Source organism: Noviherbaspirillum massiliense JC206, assembly GCF_000312045.1.
Classification (GTDB): domain Bacteria; phylum Pseudomonadota; class Gammaproteobacteria; order Burkholderiales; family Burkholderiaceae_D; genus Noviherbaspirillum; species Noviherbaspirillum massiliense.
In genome coordinates, this window is record NZ_HE978634.1 from 756,821 (window position 1) to 771,635 (window position 14,815).

Below are 14,815 nucleotides of genomic sequence, written 5' to 3' on the forward strand. Positions count from 1 at the left end.
ATTGGCGGGCAGGCGGCGCGAAGGCGCATGCCTGGATTGGAAGGAGTAAGCCATGCAGATGGTTTCGCAAGTGATGACGCGCGACGTCAGGTTCGTGTCGCCGCAGGAAAGCCTGCAGCGCGCGGCGCAGATGATGGATGAGATGAATGTGGGGGCGCTGCCGGTGTGCGATGGCGACCGCCTGGTGGGCATGGTCACCGACCGCGACATCACCATACGCGGCACGGCGGCCGGCAAGGCGCCGCAGGATTGCCATGTGGATGAAGTGATGAGCAGCGACGTGCGCTGGTGTTTCGAAGACCAGTCGCTGGATGATGTGATGCAGCGGATGGCGGACACGCAGATCCGGCGTGTGCCGGTGGTGTCGCATGACGATGCCCACCGGCTGATCGGCATCGTGTCGCTCGGCGACGTGGTGACAAAGGCGTCGGGTCGACCCGAGGACGTGGACCGCACCATGGAAAAAATCTCCACGCCTTCCGAGCCTGACCGCTCGCCGGCCGGCACCGGCGGTGGCAGTCCTGCTGCCGGTGCGGCGGCAGCGGGCGGCACAGGACTGGGCTCGGCGGCAGACGCAGGCGATACCCGCGCTCCGGAGATCGGAACCCCGGCCGGCACCGATGCTGCCGGCGCGAGCGGGGCCTCCGGCGGAACAGCAAGCACGACAGGCACATCCGGCCCGCGTACGGGACCGAGGCCGTAGTGAGGAAGTAGGGTGCGCCGTGCGCACCGGAAGTACAGGGTGCACTGCGCGCCCTGCCGCTCATGGCAGATTAGAATTCACCCCAGGGCAGCTTGCACGCGCAGGAAAGCAGGATGCGTCACACGTAGCGGGATGGCATGGTGCGCGCGGCGTACCCTACTTCGCCTTCAAAGGAGTAAGGGCTTCCACCTGCCGGTCATTTGCTCTTCTGATACAGCCCCACAAGTTCGGCCTGTCCGATGACATGGCCCTGGATTGCTTTTTCCAGCGCGGCCCTGTCCGGCTTGCCGAGGTCGGGCAGCACGGTATCCAGCGCATACAGCCGGTGGAAGTAGCGATGGCGACCGATCGGCGGACAAGGTCCGCCATAGCCCGTCCGCTTCCAGTCATTCACGCCTTCATGGGTGCCGGGCGGCAGGTCCTTCGCATGCATGCCCTGCGGCAGGCCGCTTGCGTTCGGCGGAATGTTGTACAGCATCCAGTGGGTCCAGATGCGCTGCGGCTTGGCGGGATCGGGCGCATCGGGATCGGTGACGATCAGCGCCAGGCTCTTCGTGCCATCCGGCAGGCCGGACCAGGACAGGGGCGGCGAGAGGTCCACGCCCTCGCAGGTATGGATGGCGGGAATGCCGCCGTTGGCCTGGAATGCGGATGAAGTAAGGGTCATCGCCATTGCATCGCTCCTTGTTGCAAGCCCGCACAGCATGGCTGCCGTCGCGAGCATGGTTCTGGTACAGGCGCCGCATGTCATGCCGGCTGCTCCGCGGCGGCCGCTTCGCCGATCGCCTCGCGCACCGCGTCATCCACCGTGGTCAGCCACACGAACTGCAGCTGGCGCCGCGCATCTTCCGGGATCTCTTCGAGGTCCCGCTGGTTGCGGGCGGGCAGCATCACGGTGGTGATCCCGGCGCGCAATGCGGCCAGCACTTTTTCCTTGATGCCGCCTACCGGCAGCACCAGTCCGCGCAGGCTGATCTCGCCGGTCATGGCGCGGTCGTGGCGGACCGGGCGGTTCATCATCAGCGAGGCCAGCGCGATGAACATCGCCACGCCGGCGCTCGGTCCATCCTTCGGAATTGCGCCGGCCGGCACATGCACGTGGATGTCGCTCTTCTCGAAGATCTCGGGCGCGATGTCGAGCGAGGCGGAGCGTGCCTTGACTAGGGTGAGCGCGGCCTGCGCGCTTTCCCGCATCACGTCGCCCAGCTGGCCGGTCAGGATCAGGCGGCCCGCGCCCGGCGTGCGGCTGGCTTCGATGAACAGGATGTCGCCGCCCACCGGCGTCCACGCCAGTCCCGTTGCCACGCCGGGCAGGCTGGTACGCATCGCCAGCTCGCTTTCGAAGCGCTTCGGGCCGAGGATGGCCGGCAGGTCGGCGGCATCGATGCGCAGCTGCTGCGCCTGGCCGGATGCGATGCGCGCCGCGGCAGAGCGGAATACGCCGCCGATCTCGCGTTCGAGATTGCGCACGCCGGCTTCGCGAGTGTAGTCCTGGATGATGGCATGCACCGCGGCGTCACTGATCTCGCACTGCCCCGGCTTGAGGCCGTTGGCTTCGCGCTGGCGCTTCAGCAGGTAGCGGCGCGCGATCTGCGCCTTTTCCTGTTCGGTATACCCGGGCAGGGAAATCACTTCCATGCGGTCGCGCAAGGGGCCGGGTATGGTATCGAGCATGTTGGCGGTGCAGATGAACATCACCTTCGACAGGTCGAAGGGCACCGCGAGATAGTTGTCGCGGAAGGTGGAATTCTGTTCCGGGTCGAGCACTTCCAGCAGCGCGGCGGAAGGGTCGCCGTGCACGCCGGCACCGAGCTTGTCGATTTCATCGAGCATCATCACGCAGTTGCGCGAGCCGGCCTTGCGTATGCCCTGGATGATGTTGCCGGGCAGTGCGCCGATATAGGTGCGGCGATGGCCGCGGATTTCGGCTTCATCGTGCACGCCGCCCATGGACACCCGCACGAACTTGCGCCCGGTGGCGCGCGCGATGCTCTGCCCGAGCGAAGTCTTGCCCACGCCGGGCGGGCCAACGAAGCACAGGATGGGGCTCCTGCCATCGGGATTGAGCTTGCGCACCGCGAGATATTCGATGATGCGGCGCTTGACCTTTTCAAGGCCGTAATGGTCTTCATCCAGGATGCGGGAGGCTTCCGCCAGGTCTATCCTGTCCTCGGTCATCGTCGACCACGGCAGTTCGGACAGCCATTCGAGGTAGGTGCGCAGCATCGAATATTCACCCGCCGCTTCCGGCATCTTCTGCAGGCGGCCCAGTTCCTTTTTCGCATGCGCTTCGATCTCGGGCGGCATGTTCGCCTTGGCGATGGCTTCGGCAAGGTCCGCCACCTCGGCATTGTTTTCCTCGGTTTCGCCCAGCTCCTTCTGGATCGTCTTCAACTGTTCGCGCAGCAGGAATTCCCGCTGCCGCTCGTCCATGCGCTCCTTGGTTTCCTGGTTGATCTTCTGCGACAGGCGCAGGACCTCGATCCGGTGCACGAGGAAGTTCAGCACCTTCTCGAGCCGCTTGCGCAGGTCCAGGGTTTCCAGCACGTCCTGCTTTTCTTCGGCAGTGAGGTCCATCAGGCCGGCGACGAAATCCGCATAGGCGGATGCGGAAGTGATGTTCTGCGCCGCGCCCTGCAACTCCCGCGGCACCTGCGGCAGCAGTTCCAGGATTTCATTCGAACGCTGTTTCAGCTGCAGCAGCAGCGCCTGGACTTCGGGCGCCTTGTCATCCGCTTCCGGCAGGGGCTGCACGCGCGCCACATAGAAGGGATACCTGCCCAGGAATTCGATGATGCGAAAACGCTGATGACCCTGGCAGACGATGTAGTGTTCATTGTCTTGCGCAGTCACATAGCGCACGATGCTGGCCATGGTGCCGATCTCGTGCAGTTGTTCCGGACGTGGCGCCTCCGCCGACACATCCTGCTGCAGGAGCACGCCGACCTGGCGGCTGCTGCGCGCCGCTTCCTGCGCGCCTGCAATCGTGGCTTCGCGGCCGACATTGATCGGCACCACCAGCCCGGGAAACAGCACCAGGTTGCGAACCGGCACGATGATCAGCGCATCGGGCGGCAGGGCAATGCGGCTGCTGCGCGGTTGCGTGGCTTCGATCACGGCGGCATTGTCTGCGGAAGGTGGCGGATTGTCGCGTCGGTCCTGTTCGTCCATGTCACTCATCCAAGCTTGTTGAGGGTCAGGATCAGGCAACCGTCCTTCAGCAGGCGTTGCCCGACCTGGAACTGGCCGGGCGGCAATTCAACCCGCCGTTCGAACTGCCCATACGGAATCTCGAGGCGCCGGATCATCGCGGTTTCGCGCGGTAGCGGCATGGCGCGCTGGCCGCGGATCACTACCGCCGGGCCTTCGATGGTGACGGCGAGCTGCTCGGCAGCCACGCCGGGCAGGGCAGTAATGATGACGAGTTCCAGTTCCGTCTCGAACACATCCACCGGTGGTTCCCAGGTCGGCGTGCGGCCTTGATGTTCAAGCTGGAAAAACTGGCGGTGCAAGCGGTCGGCGCGCTCCAGCATGTCCAGCGCTTCATCCCATATCGATATCGTCGGGTCGCGCCATTTCATGGATTGCCTTTCACATGCGAAAGTGATTGGGGGGCAATGCGTCTGTCGATAGACCGGATTCCTCAGGTGGTGTTCCAACCGGGCGGGCATCCTGTTTCCTGTACTCAGTGCCTTGCAATACTGAGTGCAGCTTATAAACTTCAAGATCGGAAAGCCGGATTCCAGACCGGCTCTTGCATTGGCGAGAAGGAGACACAGGTGGATACGGATTTCGATGCGCGCCGCAGAGGCGAATTTCCGGTGGATGCACCGATCGAGGCGCTGAAGACGGATCACGCGCTGGTACGCCAGCTGTTCGATCGCTATTTCCAGGCGAAGGACATGAATGAAAAGAAAGACATCGGCCGCCGCCTGCTGGTCGTGCTGGAGGAACATACTGCCCTTGAGGAAGGTGCGTTCTATCCCCGCGTGCGCACTGTCGATCCTTCCCTCGTCGACCAGTGCGAGCAGGAACATGAAAAGGCACAGCAGCTGATGGACAGGTTCAAGATCACGGATGAGAGCGACCCGCGGATCGATCAGCTGTATCGCCAGCTCGCCGATGCCATCCTCGCGCATGTCGACAACGAGGAGCAGCATCTGTTTCCGAAAATCGAGAACGCGCAGCTTGATCTTGGCGCCATCGGACGCGAGATGCAGACCTTCGAAATCAGCATGATCGCCGACCGCCTGCAAAAACCGATCGCGCCGGGTTTAAGAGTGTGACGTTCGCCGCGCCGCAGGCTTGCCGGGAAATCCTGCCGTGACGTTTGCCTCGCAGGACGCCGTTGAAGTGGCAGCGGGTGGCGGGAGCGCGCCCTGGCAGCAGACTGATTCTTGATAAGACTTTGCGGACGACCCGGCAGTCCCTTTCGGCGAGCCCGGCGATGCGTCTTCGCATGAACAATCAAAATGGAGCGAATCATGATGCAACCCAGTTCCCCCGGCAATGCGTCGCGTCCCGAGCACTGGCCCGCTCTTGATTTCAAGTCATGGAAGGATACCTATGCGACGCTGCACATGTGGACGCAAATCGTCGGCAAGATCCGGCTCGCCTGCAGCCCGTGGACCAATCACTCCTGGCATGTTCCCCTGTATGTAACCGTGCGCGGCTTGACCACCTCTCCCATTTCCCATGGCGCGCGCGCATTCCAGATCGATTTCGATTTCATCGAACACCAATTGGTAATCCAGACGGATGACGGCAGGTGCGAAACCTTGCCGCTTAAGCCGCAGCCGGTCGCCGACTTTTACCGGGAAGTGTGCGGCAGGATGGCGCGGCTCGGGCTCGACGTGACAATCAACACCACACCGAACGAAGTTGCCGATGCCATCCCGTTCGAGGAAGACCGCGTCCATGCGTCCTATGATGCGGAGGCGGCGCACCGCTGCTGGCGTGCCATGCTGCAGGCGGACCGCGTGTTCAAGGAATTCCGCGCCCGCTTCATCGGCAAGTGCAGCCCGGTGCATTTTTTCTGGGGAAGCTTCGATCTCGCCGTGACGCGCTTTTCCGGGCGCCCGGCGCCGGAACATCCGGGAGGCGTGCCGCATCTTCCGGACTGGGTGGCGCGCGAAGCCTATTCGCACGAGGTCAGCAGTTGCGGGTTCTGGCCGGGCAGCGCGGCATTGCCGTCTCCGGTGTTCTACTCCTATGCCTATCCCGAGCCGGAAGGATTCAACGCAGCGCCGCTGCTCCCGGGCAGGGCAGTCTATGACAGCACGCTTCGGGAATTCATCCTGCCGTACGAGGTGGTGCGGCGGGCGGAGTCGCCGGATGCGACATTGCTCGATTTCCTGCAAGGCAGTTTCGATGCGGCGGCCCGGCTCGCACACTGGGACAGTTCAGTCTTGAGGGGGCCTGAACTGTCTCCCCATGCATCGTAACGCCGGTTCCCGGCCGGCAAATCCCGCTAGCGCTGTTCCTTGGACAGGGCGGCGCCGCAATCCTTGCAGAACTTGGCGTCGGCTTCGTGGCCCTCGCTGCGGCATGCGGCACAGACGCGCATCGAGGGTTGCCGCCCCATGCGCCGGTACGCCATCTCGGCCGTCACGATCCCGGTTGGAACGGCGAGCGTGCCCCAGCCCAGCATCATCATCAGCGAAGCGATCATCTTGCCGGTGTTGGTCTGCGGCGTGATGTCGCCATAGCCGACCGTGGTCAGCGTCACGATTGCCCAGTACACCGACTTCGGTATGCTGGTGAAGCCATGTTCCGGCCCTTCGACCACGTACATCACCGTGCCCAGGATCAGCACCACCATCATGACGAACAGGATGAAGACGAAGATCTTGCGCTGGCTCGCGCGCAGCGCGGCCATCAGGGCCTGGTATTCCGCGACATACAGGGTCAGCTTCAGGATCCGGAAAATGCGTAGCAGGCGCAGGATGCGCACGTCCAGCAGGGCATGCACCTCCGGTACCACAAGGGCGAGATAAGTCGGCAGGATCGCCAGCAGGTCGATGATGCCGAACACGCTGGTCATGTAGCGCAGCGGGTGTTTCACGCAGTAAATCCGGGCAAGGTATTCGATCGTGAACAGGATGGTGAATCCCCATTCGAGCACGTCGATTGCGGTGCCGTAGCGGTCGCCGATGGCATGCACGCTGTCCATCATTACGACCAGGATGCTGAACAGGATGACCGCGATCAGGGTGAGATCGAAGCGCTTTCCGGCTTTCGTGTCGGATTCGAAAATGATGCTGTACACGCGCCGCCGCAGGCCGCCTTCCGGCTTGCCGAATTCTTCGGTCGAGGGCACAGCAATCGGTTGGGTCTGGTCCATCTTCGTGGCAGGAGACTGGATGCTGCCATGCCGCAGGACTGCTGCTCGGAACTTGGCATGGCGGGAATGATGACAGCAAGATAACGTAATCGGATCAATGCGTCCAGCAGGGTCCCGGCTTCGACGGCATCGAGCTTCGCCTGCGGGCAACATCGGCCGTGAGGCTGGGCGGCTTGCGCCATCAGGTGATGGAAAGGCCCAGGGCTTTCGCCGATGCGAACTTCAATCGTGGCCCGTCAGGGCGAATCTCGCGAACGGCCTGAAAGCGCCGATGCCTGGTCCTACTTCACGGCCTGCTGCACCTTCGCACCGGCTTTCCCGAGCGCCTCGCCGGTTTTTTTCGCACCCTTCCTGACGCCCTTGTCAAAGTGATGCGCGCCTTTCTGTATGCCGTTGCCGGCATGATGCGCGCCCTTCTCAAGTCCCGGGCGGGCCTTGCTGGCGCCCTTGTTGATGCCTTCGCCCGCCTTCGTGATCCCTTTCTCGATGCCCATGCCGGCCTTCTGGGCCACTTCGCCGACTTTTTGCGCGGCATTCTCGATGGCATTGGCATGGGCTGCGGGAAGGAGGACGGCGAGGCTCAGGATGCCGGCCGCGCATGCCAGGGTCAGACGCAGGGATGGCTGGATCATTCTTGGGCTCGTTGTTGAAATGCGGAAAACCGAGTGTAGTCCAATCCGTCGCCAAATGATGTCAAAATCACAGCTTGTTGCAAAAACGGGGAGAAATCATGCCTTACATGCTGCTGATCCTTGAGCCGCCCGAGCAGAGGCTTACCCGCTCCGAGGCGGAAGGCAATGCCGCCTACGAGAGCATGCTGCGCTTTGGCGACGACCTGCAGGCCAGGGGCTTGCTGCTGGCCGCCGAGTCTCTCGGCTCGCATGCCGGTGCGGCGCGGGTCCGCGTGCGCAGCGGCCAGACACATGTGCTCGACGGCCCGTTCGCGGAAGCGAAGGAAATGGTGGGCGGTTTCTTCCTGCTCAATTGCGAGACGCGGGAAGAAGCGATCGACATTGCTGCGCGCTGCCCGGCAGCGGAATGGTGCACGGTGGAAGTGCGCAACCTGGCACCCTGTTACGAAGACCGGGCCTGAGCCGCCTCAAGGCGCAGTCGCCTCACGTGGCATGCCGGCAGCGCCGGGCCGATAATGGAATCCGGCGCACTTCGATCGAGAGCATGCCATGGCACAAGCACAAGCCTCCCAGGACGTCGTCGCGATACGGCCCGAACAGGCGGTCGTGACGCGGCAGCGCCTGCCTTATTTCATTGGCATTTCCGGAAACACCGCCGGCAGCAGGGGGCTGTCCATGCATATCGTCGTGATTCCCCCCGGAGCGGCGGCCGAGCCCCATTTGCATGAAGGCTACGAGACCGGCATCTATGTGCTCGAAGGCCGGGTCGAAACGCGTTACGGGGAAGGCCTGGCCGAGTCGGTGGTCAGCGAGGCCGGCGACTTCCTGTTCATCCCGCCTTCGATGCCGCACAAGGCGATCAACCTGAGCAGCACCGAGGCCGCCCGCGCCATCGTGGCGCGCAATGATCCGGATGAACAGGAACGGGTCATTCCTTATTCCGTCCGGCAGGACAAGGATCGGCCCGCATGAAGAAAACGGGCCGCCCGGTCAAGAGACGGGGCGGCCCGGTGAAAGGTGGAGGGATCGCGCTTCTTACTTGAGCATGTTCGCCCTGGCGGACACGAAGGCGATCGCGACGCTCAGCAGGCCGATGAAGCCGATGGCGACCTGGATACCGAGGTGGTCGGCCATGGTGCCGATCACGGGCGGGCCCATCAGGCCGCCGATGTTGCATACCGTGGCCACGCTTGCGGTAGCCATGGGACCTTCCCGGCCGGCCGCGCTGTAGATGAACGGAAACAGCAGCGACAAGCCCATGCCGGCAAAGGCAAAGCCTGCGAGGGCCAGAGGCGCACTCGGCGCGAACACTGCGAGGAACAGGCCGCTCGCGGCAATCACGGCGCCGGACGATACCAGGCGGCGCGCACCATGCTTTTCCTTCAACCGGTCGCCCATCAGGCGCGACACCAGCATCATGACCGTGAAGGCAGACAGGGCCAGCGGCGCCACGCCCGCCGACACATTGAAGTGGTCTTTCAGATAAACACCGCTCCAGTCCGCGATGCTGTTTTCCGACATCGCACCGCAAAAGCCCAGTATGCCCAGCACGGCCAGCGGGCCGCTCGGCAGGGCGAAGGCCTTTTTCTCGATCACTTCGCCGCCTTCATCGGCTTCCAGCATCTGGCAGCTGAGCCACATCAGGAGTGCGACAGGCAGGGCCACCGCGATGAAGTGCATCGATGGCTTGATGCCCATGCCGGCCACGAAGCTGCCCAGCAGTGCGCCGCCCAGCGAACCGACGCAGCCCAGGGCATGCAGCCTCGACATCTTCGACATCCCGGCAGCCTTTTCAAATCGTGCCGCCACTGCATTCAGGCCGACGCCGAAGCAGCCGCCGCTCACGCCCAGCATCAATACCGCGAGCATCAGCAGGGGCACGCTGGGCGCCAGGCCGATGGCCGGCAGCACGGCGCTCAGTCCGAGCCCGGCGTAAAGAGTTGTCCTTCTGCCGCCGAAATTCGCCATCAGGCGCGAAGCCAGCGGATAAGAAATCACTGCACCCAGGCCGCCGCACAGCAGCACGAAGGACAGCATCGAATGGGAAATCTGCAAGCCGTCGCGCAAGGCCGGAATGCGGCTTGCCCAGCTGCCCATGAGCAGGCCGGACAGGGCAAACACTGTGGGCAAGGCAATGTGCTGAACATTGGGAAATGTCAGCCGAACGGGAAGAGCGGAAGCTTGAACGGGAAGGGTGGAGGCAGTTTGCATTGGTGTCGAAGGGCAACGTTTCTATCACGTAACGGGCTCTTCGATACTGCACCTCAGAAATAGTTTCCCCTCAGCAGGGGTAATTCCAAATTATTTTTCAGCGGGCAAAAATTGTTTGCGCGCAAGCATGCAAACCGTTCAAGGCCGGCGGTCGAAAGAGGGGATTCGCGTGCAGGAAGGCATTGCCGCTCATGCACCTGCAGAGGACTGGCGATGGAAGGATGTCACGCAGGGAAGGGGATGCTGGACTGGAGAAAGCGGGACTGCTGCGGGCGCAGTCCGCTGCTGTTTCAAACAGCGGGGAAGGCTACTCGCGGGTCATCAGGTCGAGCTTGTCGATCTCGGCTGCCGCCCATTCGATGAACGCGCGCAACTTCTCTTTCAGGTCGTCGAAGGCGGCATCATCGTCGAGCGGCTTCATGCAGCTCATGGCGAGGTTCAAGGCGGTCGCTGCCTGCAGGAGATTGCCCAGGATTTCATGCCTGTTTTTCATGAGGTAAAGCCGGAATCCATCGGTCATCGGTACCTGCAGGTCGGTCGAGTTGCGCCACATCTCCAGCATGGCCTGCATCTTTTCAATGTCCAGTTCGACTTTCATCATGGGCTCCATCTGATTGATTGCACAACTGCCGGGTGCAAGCGGGCCGGTCCGGCGTTTGCATGATCCCGGGCTTCCCCGCGCCCTATGGGTTCATGCCGGCTTCGTGGGGCCAGGCTGACGAACATGGGCGTACATGCATGAAGTGCGGCCGCAAAGGAATACCCGTTCAGACATTCGCGGTCAAGCATCGTGCCGGAAGTCATATGCAATTGAGCCGCACGGGCTTCTCGGGGTACCGCATGAATGCGCGGGACGCCGGGCGTTCCCGACTGGAATGAAGAGTGTTTCCTCGAAGAAGTTTCCTGGTGGCGCAGAAGGCATGCCCGCTTTGCCCATCCGATAATTTCCTGTCGCCGTTTATAAACTCTGGAGCAAGAAAGCGGTCACATTCAAGCCGTATGTTTGTGAAACCGGTTCTAACTGACAAGGAGAAAAGAATGATGAATGAGGACACAACAAGCACGTCGCCCTTCACCTGGCTTCTCGGCGGTATTGCACTGGGCGCCCTTGCCATGTTCCTGCTCGACCCCGAGCAGGGAAACCGCCGTCGTGCGCTGGCGCGCGACAAGCTCTACAGCGCGGGCACCAAGGCGCGCAAATCCATGGATGCAGCCTCGCGCGATCTGGCCAACCGGGCACAAGGCATGCGCTCCGAAGCCAGCCGCATGGTGTCGGACATCAGCGATTCTGTCGGCAGCAAGACCCTGCAATAAGCCGGCTGGCGACCCGCCTCCCGGGGCGGGTCGCTTGCCTGTGCCTGGCCGTCGGGCGGCAAGGCAGGGGAGGTCGTCAGCGTATTCAGCAGGAACGGGCTTGAGGACAGCAGGCAGGAGTTGATTCGTCCTTGTGCCGGCAAGGGCGGACGGGAGCTCATGGACCTGTCCGCCCTGCCAGCACGGTTTAACGGCGGCGCGGGTTGTTGGTCAGCAGCCGGTCCACATCATCGCTCAGCATGGCGATATCTCGCTGCAGGATGTTGTGCTCCCCCTTGCTGAGCTGGCCATCCGACCGGAATGCCGCTTCCTGCCGCTGGAGCTGGCGCTCCTTCGCAAAGAGATTGTCTGCTTCCCGCGGCGTGATCAGGCCGGATGCGATGCCATTTTCTATCCGGGCATGGATCTTCCGCTGTTGCCCCTCGAAGCCGGGACCGTGGGTTTCGTAGGATACGGCCACCTGCCGGTTCGCCAGTTTGCGATCCACTTCCGCATTCAGCTTCGCCAGGTCCTGGCGCAATTGCTGGCGCTCGTTGCGCGTGGCAACGCCATCACGCTTCATCCTGGCTTCGCGCAACTCGATTTCGCGCTCGCGCTGCCGCAGCTCCTGCGCCTCGCGCGCGGTGAGATCGCCCGAAGCGACGCCCGCCTGTATCCGGGCATGGACCTGCCGCTGGACTTGGTCGATGCCGGGCGTGTCGTCCGGCTGGGCCATTGCCGGCGCGATCATGGCGCAGCTGAGCACGCTGGAGGCAATGAGGGAGAGTGCGAAGGTTCTGGCTTTCATGTTCTGCTTCCTTTTGATCGGCGTCGTCCCGCAGCCGTGCTGCCGGGAAGACGCGCTCGATGGGTTCCTGCTCGCCTTGCGAGCACGGGTTTAGTAGCGGTAAGGATTGCGCGGCCGCCGGTCATACCGGTTCGGCACGCCGTCGCCGTCACTGTCCCGCATGGCGCGATAGCGCGGACCGTCGCTGGCGTGAACGGTGGCCGAGACAGATACCCCGGGATCCGCGACCGGTACCGCGACACATCCGGTCAGGAAGCTGCAGGCTGCAGCGAGAGGGACGATGAGTGATTTCATTGAATGCTCCCATGTGAGGAGGCCGCGTCATTCGCGGCCGGGTGACAGTGCATCAGGCAAACTGTCATGGCTCGTATTAAATACGAGCGCCCAGGGAGCGCCTAGGCAAAATCGGTAAGACGGGTTACGAGATGTATGTATCGCAATGTACGCCTGATACATGGCGCGCAAAGACATCCGCAGCCTGGCTACATTTCGCAACAGCTTCAACAGGCTTCCGTCCGAATTTATGCAGCCGGACCAATGCCAGAAGATATACTTTCGCGGGCAATATCTGCCTACCCACCCGTTGAAAGGAACCCAATGCATTTCCGTCATCTCGCCGCCCTGAGCCTGCTCGCCGTCATGCTGCCGGTGCGGGCCGCCGACAATATCGACAGCCTTGGCAGCCTCAGCCAGTCCGACTTCCGGCTGCTGTCGGAAGACCTGGGCGCAGCGCTCAGCTACAAGCCGCTTACGCCAGCGGAGCCGACCGGCGTGCTTGGCTTCGACCTGGGCGTGGAGGTGACGGCAACCCGGCTGGCGCATTCCGAGGTATTCGACCGCGCCGTGTCCGGCGGCGCGCCTGACACGCTGCTCGTGCCCAAGCTGCATCTGCACAAGGGCTTGCCATTCGGGATCGACATCGGCGCTTCCTATGCCGCCGTACCGAACAGTAATATCAAGCTGCTGGGTGCCGAAGTTCGCTATGCACTGCTGCAAGGCGGGATCGCCACGCCGGCAGTCGGACTGCGCGCAAGCTACAGCACAATGAGGGGCGTCAGTCAGCTCGACCTGGATACCACCGGGGTCGACCTGTCGATTTCCAAGGGCTTTGCCTTCTTCACGCCGTATGCCGGTGTCGGCCTCGTGCGGGTCAGCAGCACGCCGAACGATGTACCCAACCTGCGCAAGACCAGCTTCACCGACAACAAGTATTTCGTCGGCGCGAACTTCAACTTCCTGCTGATGAATATTGCAGTCGAAGCCGACCGCACCGGCGACACCACCTCCTACGGTGCCAAGCTGGGCTGGCGCTTTTAATAAGCGGCGCTTTCCCGATGCCGTTCAGGCCGCCGCCCGGCGGCCCGGGCTAAACCCTGCCGCACTGGTTGCTGCTGATTACCGAGAGCGGCAGCAGTCTGCGGCAGGGTATGTCTGTCGACCGGTCCCCATCCTTTCGCGTTGCTGAAACAGAATTTCCTTGTGAGAGCCAGATCCGGCAGCGTCTCAGTTGCACGAGGACTGCGGGCAGGCATCAAAAAATAATCCCGCCGTCCCGCCGGTCGGCATGAAAACATTTCCATCGTTTGCAGTCTTAGCTGCTTCAACCGGATGTGCGCGGCCCGCCATCGAGGGTCTCCATGCAGTTTTGGCGAAATCATGGCGCCGTGCATGTTTGTCCTTTGCAAGGAAAGGAGATGGCCATGCAGATGGTTTCGCAAGTGATGACGCGCGACGTCAGGTTCGTGTCGCCGCAGGAAAGCCTGCAGCGCGCGGCGCAGATGATGGATGAGATGAATGTGGGGGCGCTGCCGGTGTGCGATGGCGACCGCCTGGTGGGCATGGTCACCGACCGCGACATCACCATACGCGGCGTGGCGGCGGGACGAACGCCCGGCGATGCCCATGTGGATGAAGTGATGAGTACCGACGTGCGCTGCGTGTTCGAGGACCAGCCCTTCGAGGATGTGATGATCCAGATGGCGGACAGCCAGATCCGCCGCGTGCCCGTCGTCTCCCATGACGAGCAGCGCAAGCTGGTCGGCATCGTGTCGCTCGGCGATGTGGTGACCAAGGGGCCTGCCGGCCAGCGACAGGAGGCGGAGGAAATGGTGGAAATGGTCTCGTCCCCGTCCGAACCGGGTCACCCGATGGGCAATGTGACGAAGGCCGCGGGCCGCACCGCTGAAGTCGGGGCAGACGCCGGAAGGCGCGGTTCGCAATCGGAGCAGCCGGCAGGCACCGATGTGCCGCGTGCAGGACAGAGTGGCATCGGCGCTGCCGGGGCATCAGGCGATCCCGGCACCAATGCGACCGGCGGTGCGCACGGCGATGCCGCCACGGGCGATCCGCGCCGCAATTATGGCGTCGGGGGACAGGACATCACGGGCGGGGGATTGCCGCCAACCGGACGGCGGGGATGATGCGGGACACAGCGGCGTAATTTAGTGGCGCAGGCGGCGCACCCTGCCGGTCAAACGCAGGGTGCGTCCTGCCGGTCCCAGCTTCTTCATTTCTTGCGCGAATTCTCCGGGCCGGCCTCGGGGTCTTTTTCGCCGGGAGGCACGCCCAGGCCGGGGCCGCCGACATTGTCGATCACGTTTCCCGGCGCGCCGCGCGTCACGGACGTGCCGTTTTCATCCACCTTGGCGCCGCCATTCAGCACATCGGGGCCCTTCGGATACTTCGTCTGCGGGGTGGGCGGATTGTGTTCTCCCGCCCGGTTCTCATGCCGCTCTTTCGAGCCGTCGTTTTGCATCGTGATCTCCTTCGTTCAGGCAATTGAAACGTGACTGATGCCGCCTGCTGTCCGTAAACAGTGCGGCCGA

18 protein-coding genes are annotated in these 14,815 nt (G+C 63.0%); 8 read left to right on the forward strand and 10 right to left on the reverse strand.

Going from position 1 to position 14,815, the window contains the following annotated elements:
* Positions 1–52 precede the first annotated feature (52 nt).
* Positions 53–703 (forward strand): CBS domain-containing protein, encoded by a 651-nt coding sequence (locus HGHM_RS20590; RefSeq protein ID WP_019140187.1) that lies wholly within the window; start codon positions 53–55, stop codon positions 701–703.
* Between the two features lie 196 nt (positions 704–899).
* On the opposite strand, the gene HGHM_RS03835 is transcribed toward HGHM_RS20590, so the two are convergent.
* From HGHM_RS03835 to HGHM_RS03845, 3 genes are all read right to left on the reverse strand, one after another.
* Positions 900–1,376 (reverse strand): YbhB/YbcL family Raf kinase inhibitor-like protein, encoded by a 477-nt coding sequence (locus HGHM_RS03835; protein ID WP_019140188.1) that lies wholly within the window; start codon positions 1,374–1,376, stop codon positions 900–902.
* 74 nt (positions 1,377–1,450) lie between these two features.
* On the reverse strand, positions 1,451–3,874 hold the full coding sequence (lon, locus tag HGHM_RS03840; protein ID WP_019140189.1) for an endopeptidase La: 2,424 nt from the start codon (positions 3,872–3,874) through the stop codon (positions 1,451–1,453).
* A 5-nt stretch (positions 3,875–3,879) separates the two neighbouring features.
* On the reverse strand, positions 3,880–4,284 hold the full coding sequence (locus HGHM_RS03845) for an Hsp20/alpha crystallin family protein (RefSeq protein WP_019140190.1): 405 nt from the start codon (positions 4,282–4,284) through the stop codon (positions 3,880–3,882).
* Positions 4,285–4,482: 198 nt separating this feature from the next.
* On the opposite strand from HGHM_RS03845, the gene HGHM_RS23355 reads away from it, so the two are divergent.
* Together HGHM_RS23355 and HGHM_RS03855 are read left to right on the forward strand one after the other, a co-directional pair.
* Positions 4,483–4,989, forward strand: a complete 507-nt coding sequence (locus HGHM_RS23355; RefSeq protein WP_019140191.1) for a hemerythrin domain-containing protein — start codon at positions 4,483–4,485, stop codon at positions 4,987–4,989.
* A gap of 198 nt (positions 4,990–5,187) precedes the next feature.
* Complete coding sequence (locus HGHM_RS03855; RefSeq protein WP_019140192.1) at positions 5,188–6,147, forward strand: DUF5996 family protein; 960 nt, start codon at positions 5,188–5,190, stop codon at positions 6,145–6,147.
* A gap of 26 nt (positions 6,148–6,173) precedes the next feature.
* On the opposite strand, the gene HGHM_RS03860 is transcribed toward HGHM_RS03855, so the two are convergent.
* Both HGHM_RS03860 and HGHM_RS03865 read right to left on the reverse strand, forming a co-directional pair.
* Positions 6,174–7,046, reverse strand: a complete 873-nt coding sequence (locus HGHM_RS03860; RefSeq protein ID WP_019140193.1) for an ion transporter — start codon at positions 7,044–7,046, stop codon at positions 6,174–6,176.
* Between the two features lie 281 nt (positions 7,047–7,327).
* Positions 7,328–7,678: a hypothetical protein gene (locus tag HGHM_RS03865; RefSeq protein WP_019140194.1), complete on the reverse strand. Its 351-nt coding sequence runs from the start codon at positions 7,676–7,678 to the stop codon at positions 7,328–7,330.
* 98 nt (positions 7,679–7,776) lie between these two features.
* On the opposite strand from HGHM_RS03865, the gene HGHM_RS03870 reads away from it, so the two are divergent.
* Positions 7,777–8,139, forward strand: a complete 363-nt coding sequence (locus tag HGHM_RS03870) for a YciI family protein (RefSeq protein ID WP_019140195.1) — start codon at positions 7,777–7,779, stop codon at positions 8,137–8,139.
* An 88-nt stretch (positions 8,140–8,227) separates the two neighbouring features.
* On the forward strand, positions 8,228–8,650 hold the full coding sequence (locus HGHM_RS03875; protein ID WP_019140196.1) for a cupin domain-containing protein: 423 nt from the start codon (positions 8,228–8,230) through the stop codon (positions 8,648–8,650).
* A 63-nt stretch (positions 8,651–8,713) separates the two neighbouring features.
* Here HGHM_RS03875 and HGHM_RS03880 read toward each other — a convergent pair whose 3' ends face one another.
* Together HGHM_RS03880 and HGHM_RS03885 are read right to left on the reverse strand one after the other, a co-directional pair.
* On the reverse strand, positions 8,714–9,799 hold the full coding sequence (locus tag HGHM_RS03880) for an MFS transporter (protein ID WP_019140197.1): 1,086 nt from the start codon (positions 9,797–9,799) through the stop codon (positions 8,714–8,716).
* Between the two features lie 397 nt (positions 9,800–10,196).
* Complete coding sequence (locus HGHM_RS03885) at positions 10,197–10,490, reverse strand: hypothetical protein (protein WP_148415349.1); 294 nt, start codon at positions 10,488–10,490, stop codon at positions 10,197–10,199.
* A gap of 437 nt (positions 10,491–10,927) precedes the next feature.
* On the opposite strand from HGHM_RS03885, the gene HGHM_RS20595 reads away from it, so the two are divergent.
* Positions 10,928–11,203, forward strand: a complete 276-nt coding sequence (locus HGHM_RS20595) for a YtxH domain-containing protein (RefSeq protein WP_019140199.1) — start codon at positions 10,928–10,930, stop codon at positions 11,201–11,203.
* Positions 11,204–11,390: 187 nt separating this feature from the next.
* Here HGHM_RS20595 and HGHM_RS03895 read toward each other — a convergent pair whose 3' ends face one another.
* A complete protein-coding gene (locus HGHM_RS03895; RefSeq protein ID WP_019140200.1) occupies positions 11,391–11,990 on the reverse strand; it encodes a hypothetical protein in 600 nt (199 codons plus the stop codon).
* A gap of 90 nt (positions 11,991–12,080) precedes the next feature.
* Entirely contained in the window at positions 12,081–12,284 is a 204-nt protein-coding gene (locus HGHM_RS03905; protein ID WP_019140202.1) for a hypothetical protein, read from the reverse strand.
* A 303-nt stretch (positions 12,285–12,587) separates the two neighbouring features.
* On the opposite strand from HGHM_RS03905, the gene HGHM_RS03910 reads away from it, so the two are divergent.
* Positions 12,588–13,307, forward strand: a complete 720-nt coding sequence (locus HGHM_RS03910; protein ID WP_019140203.1) for a hypothetical protein — start codon at positions 12,588–12,590, stop codon at positions 13,305–13,307.
* Positions 13,308–13,690: 383 nt separating this feature from the next.
* Entirely contained in the window at positions 13,691–14,410 is a 720-nt protein-coding gene (locus tag HGHM_RS22570) for a CBS domain-containing protein (protein WP_148415351.1), read from the forward strand.
* Between the two features lie 86 nt (positions 14,411–14,496).
* Here the strand turns inward: HGHM_RS22570 and HGHM_RS03920 are convergent, their stop codons facing one another.
* Positions 14,497–14,745 (reverse strand): hypothetical protein, encoded by a 249-nt coding sequence (locus HGHM_RS03920; RefSeq protein ID WP_019140205.1) that lies wholly within the window; start codon positions 14,743–14,745, stop codon positions 14,497–14,499.
* Positions 14,746–14,815 lie beyond the last annotated feature (70 nt).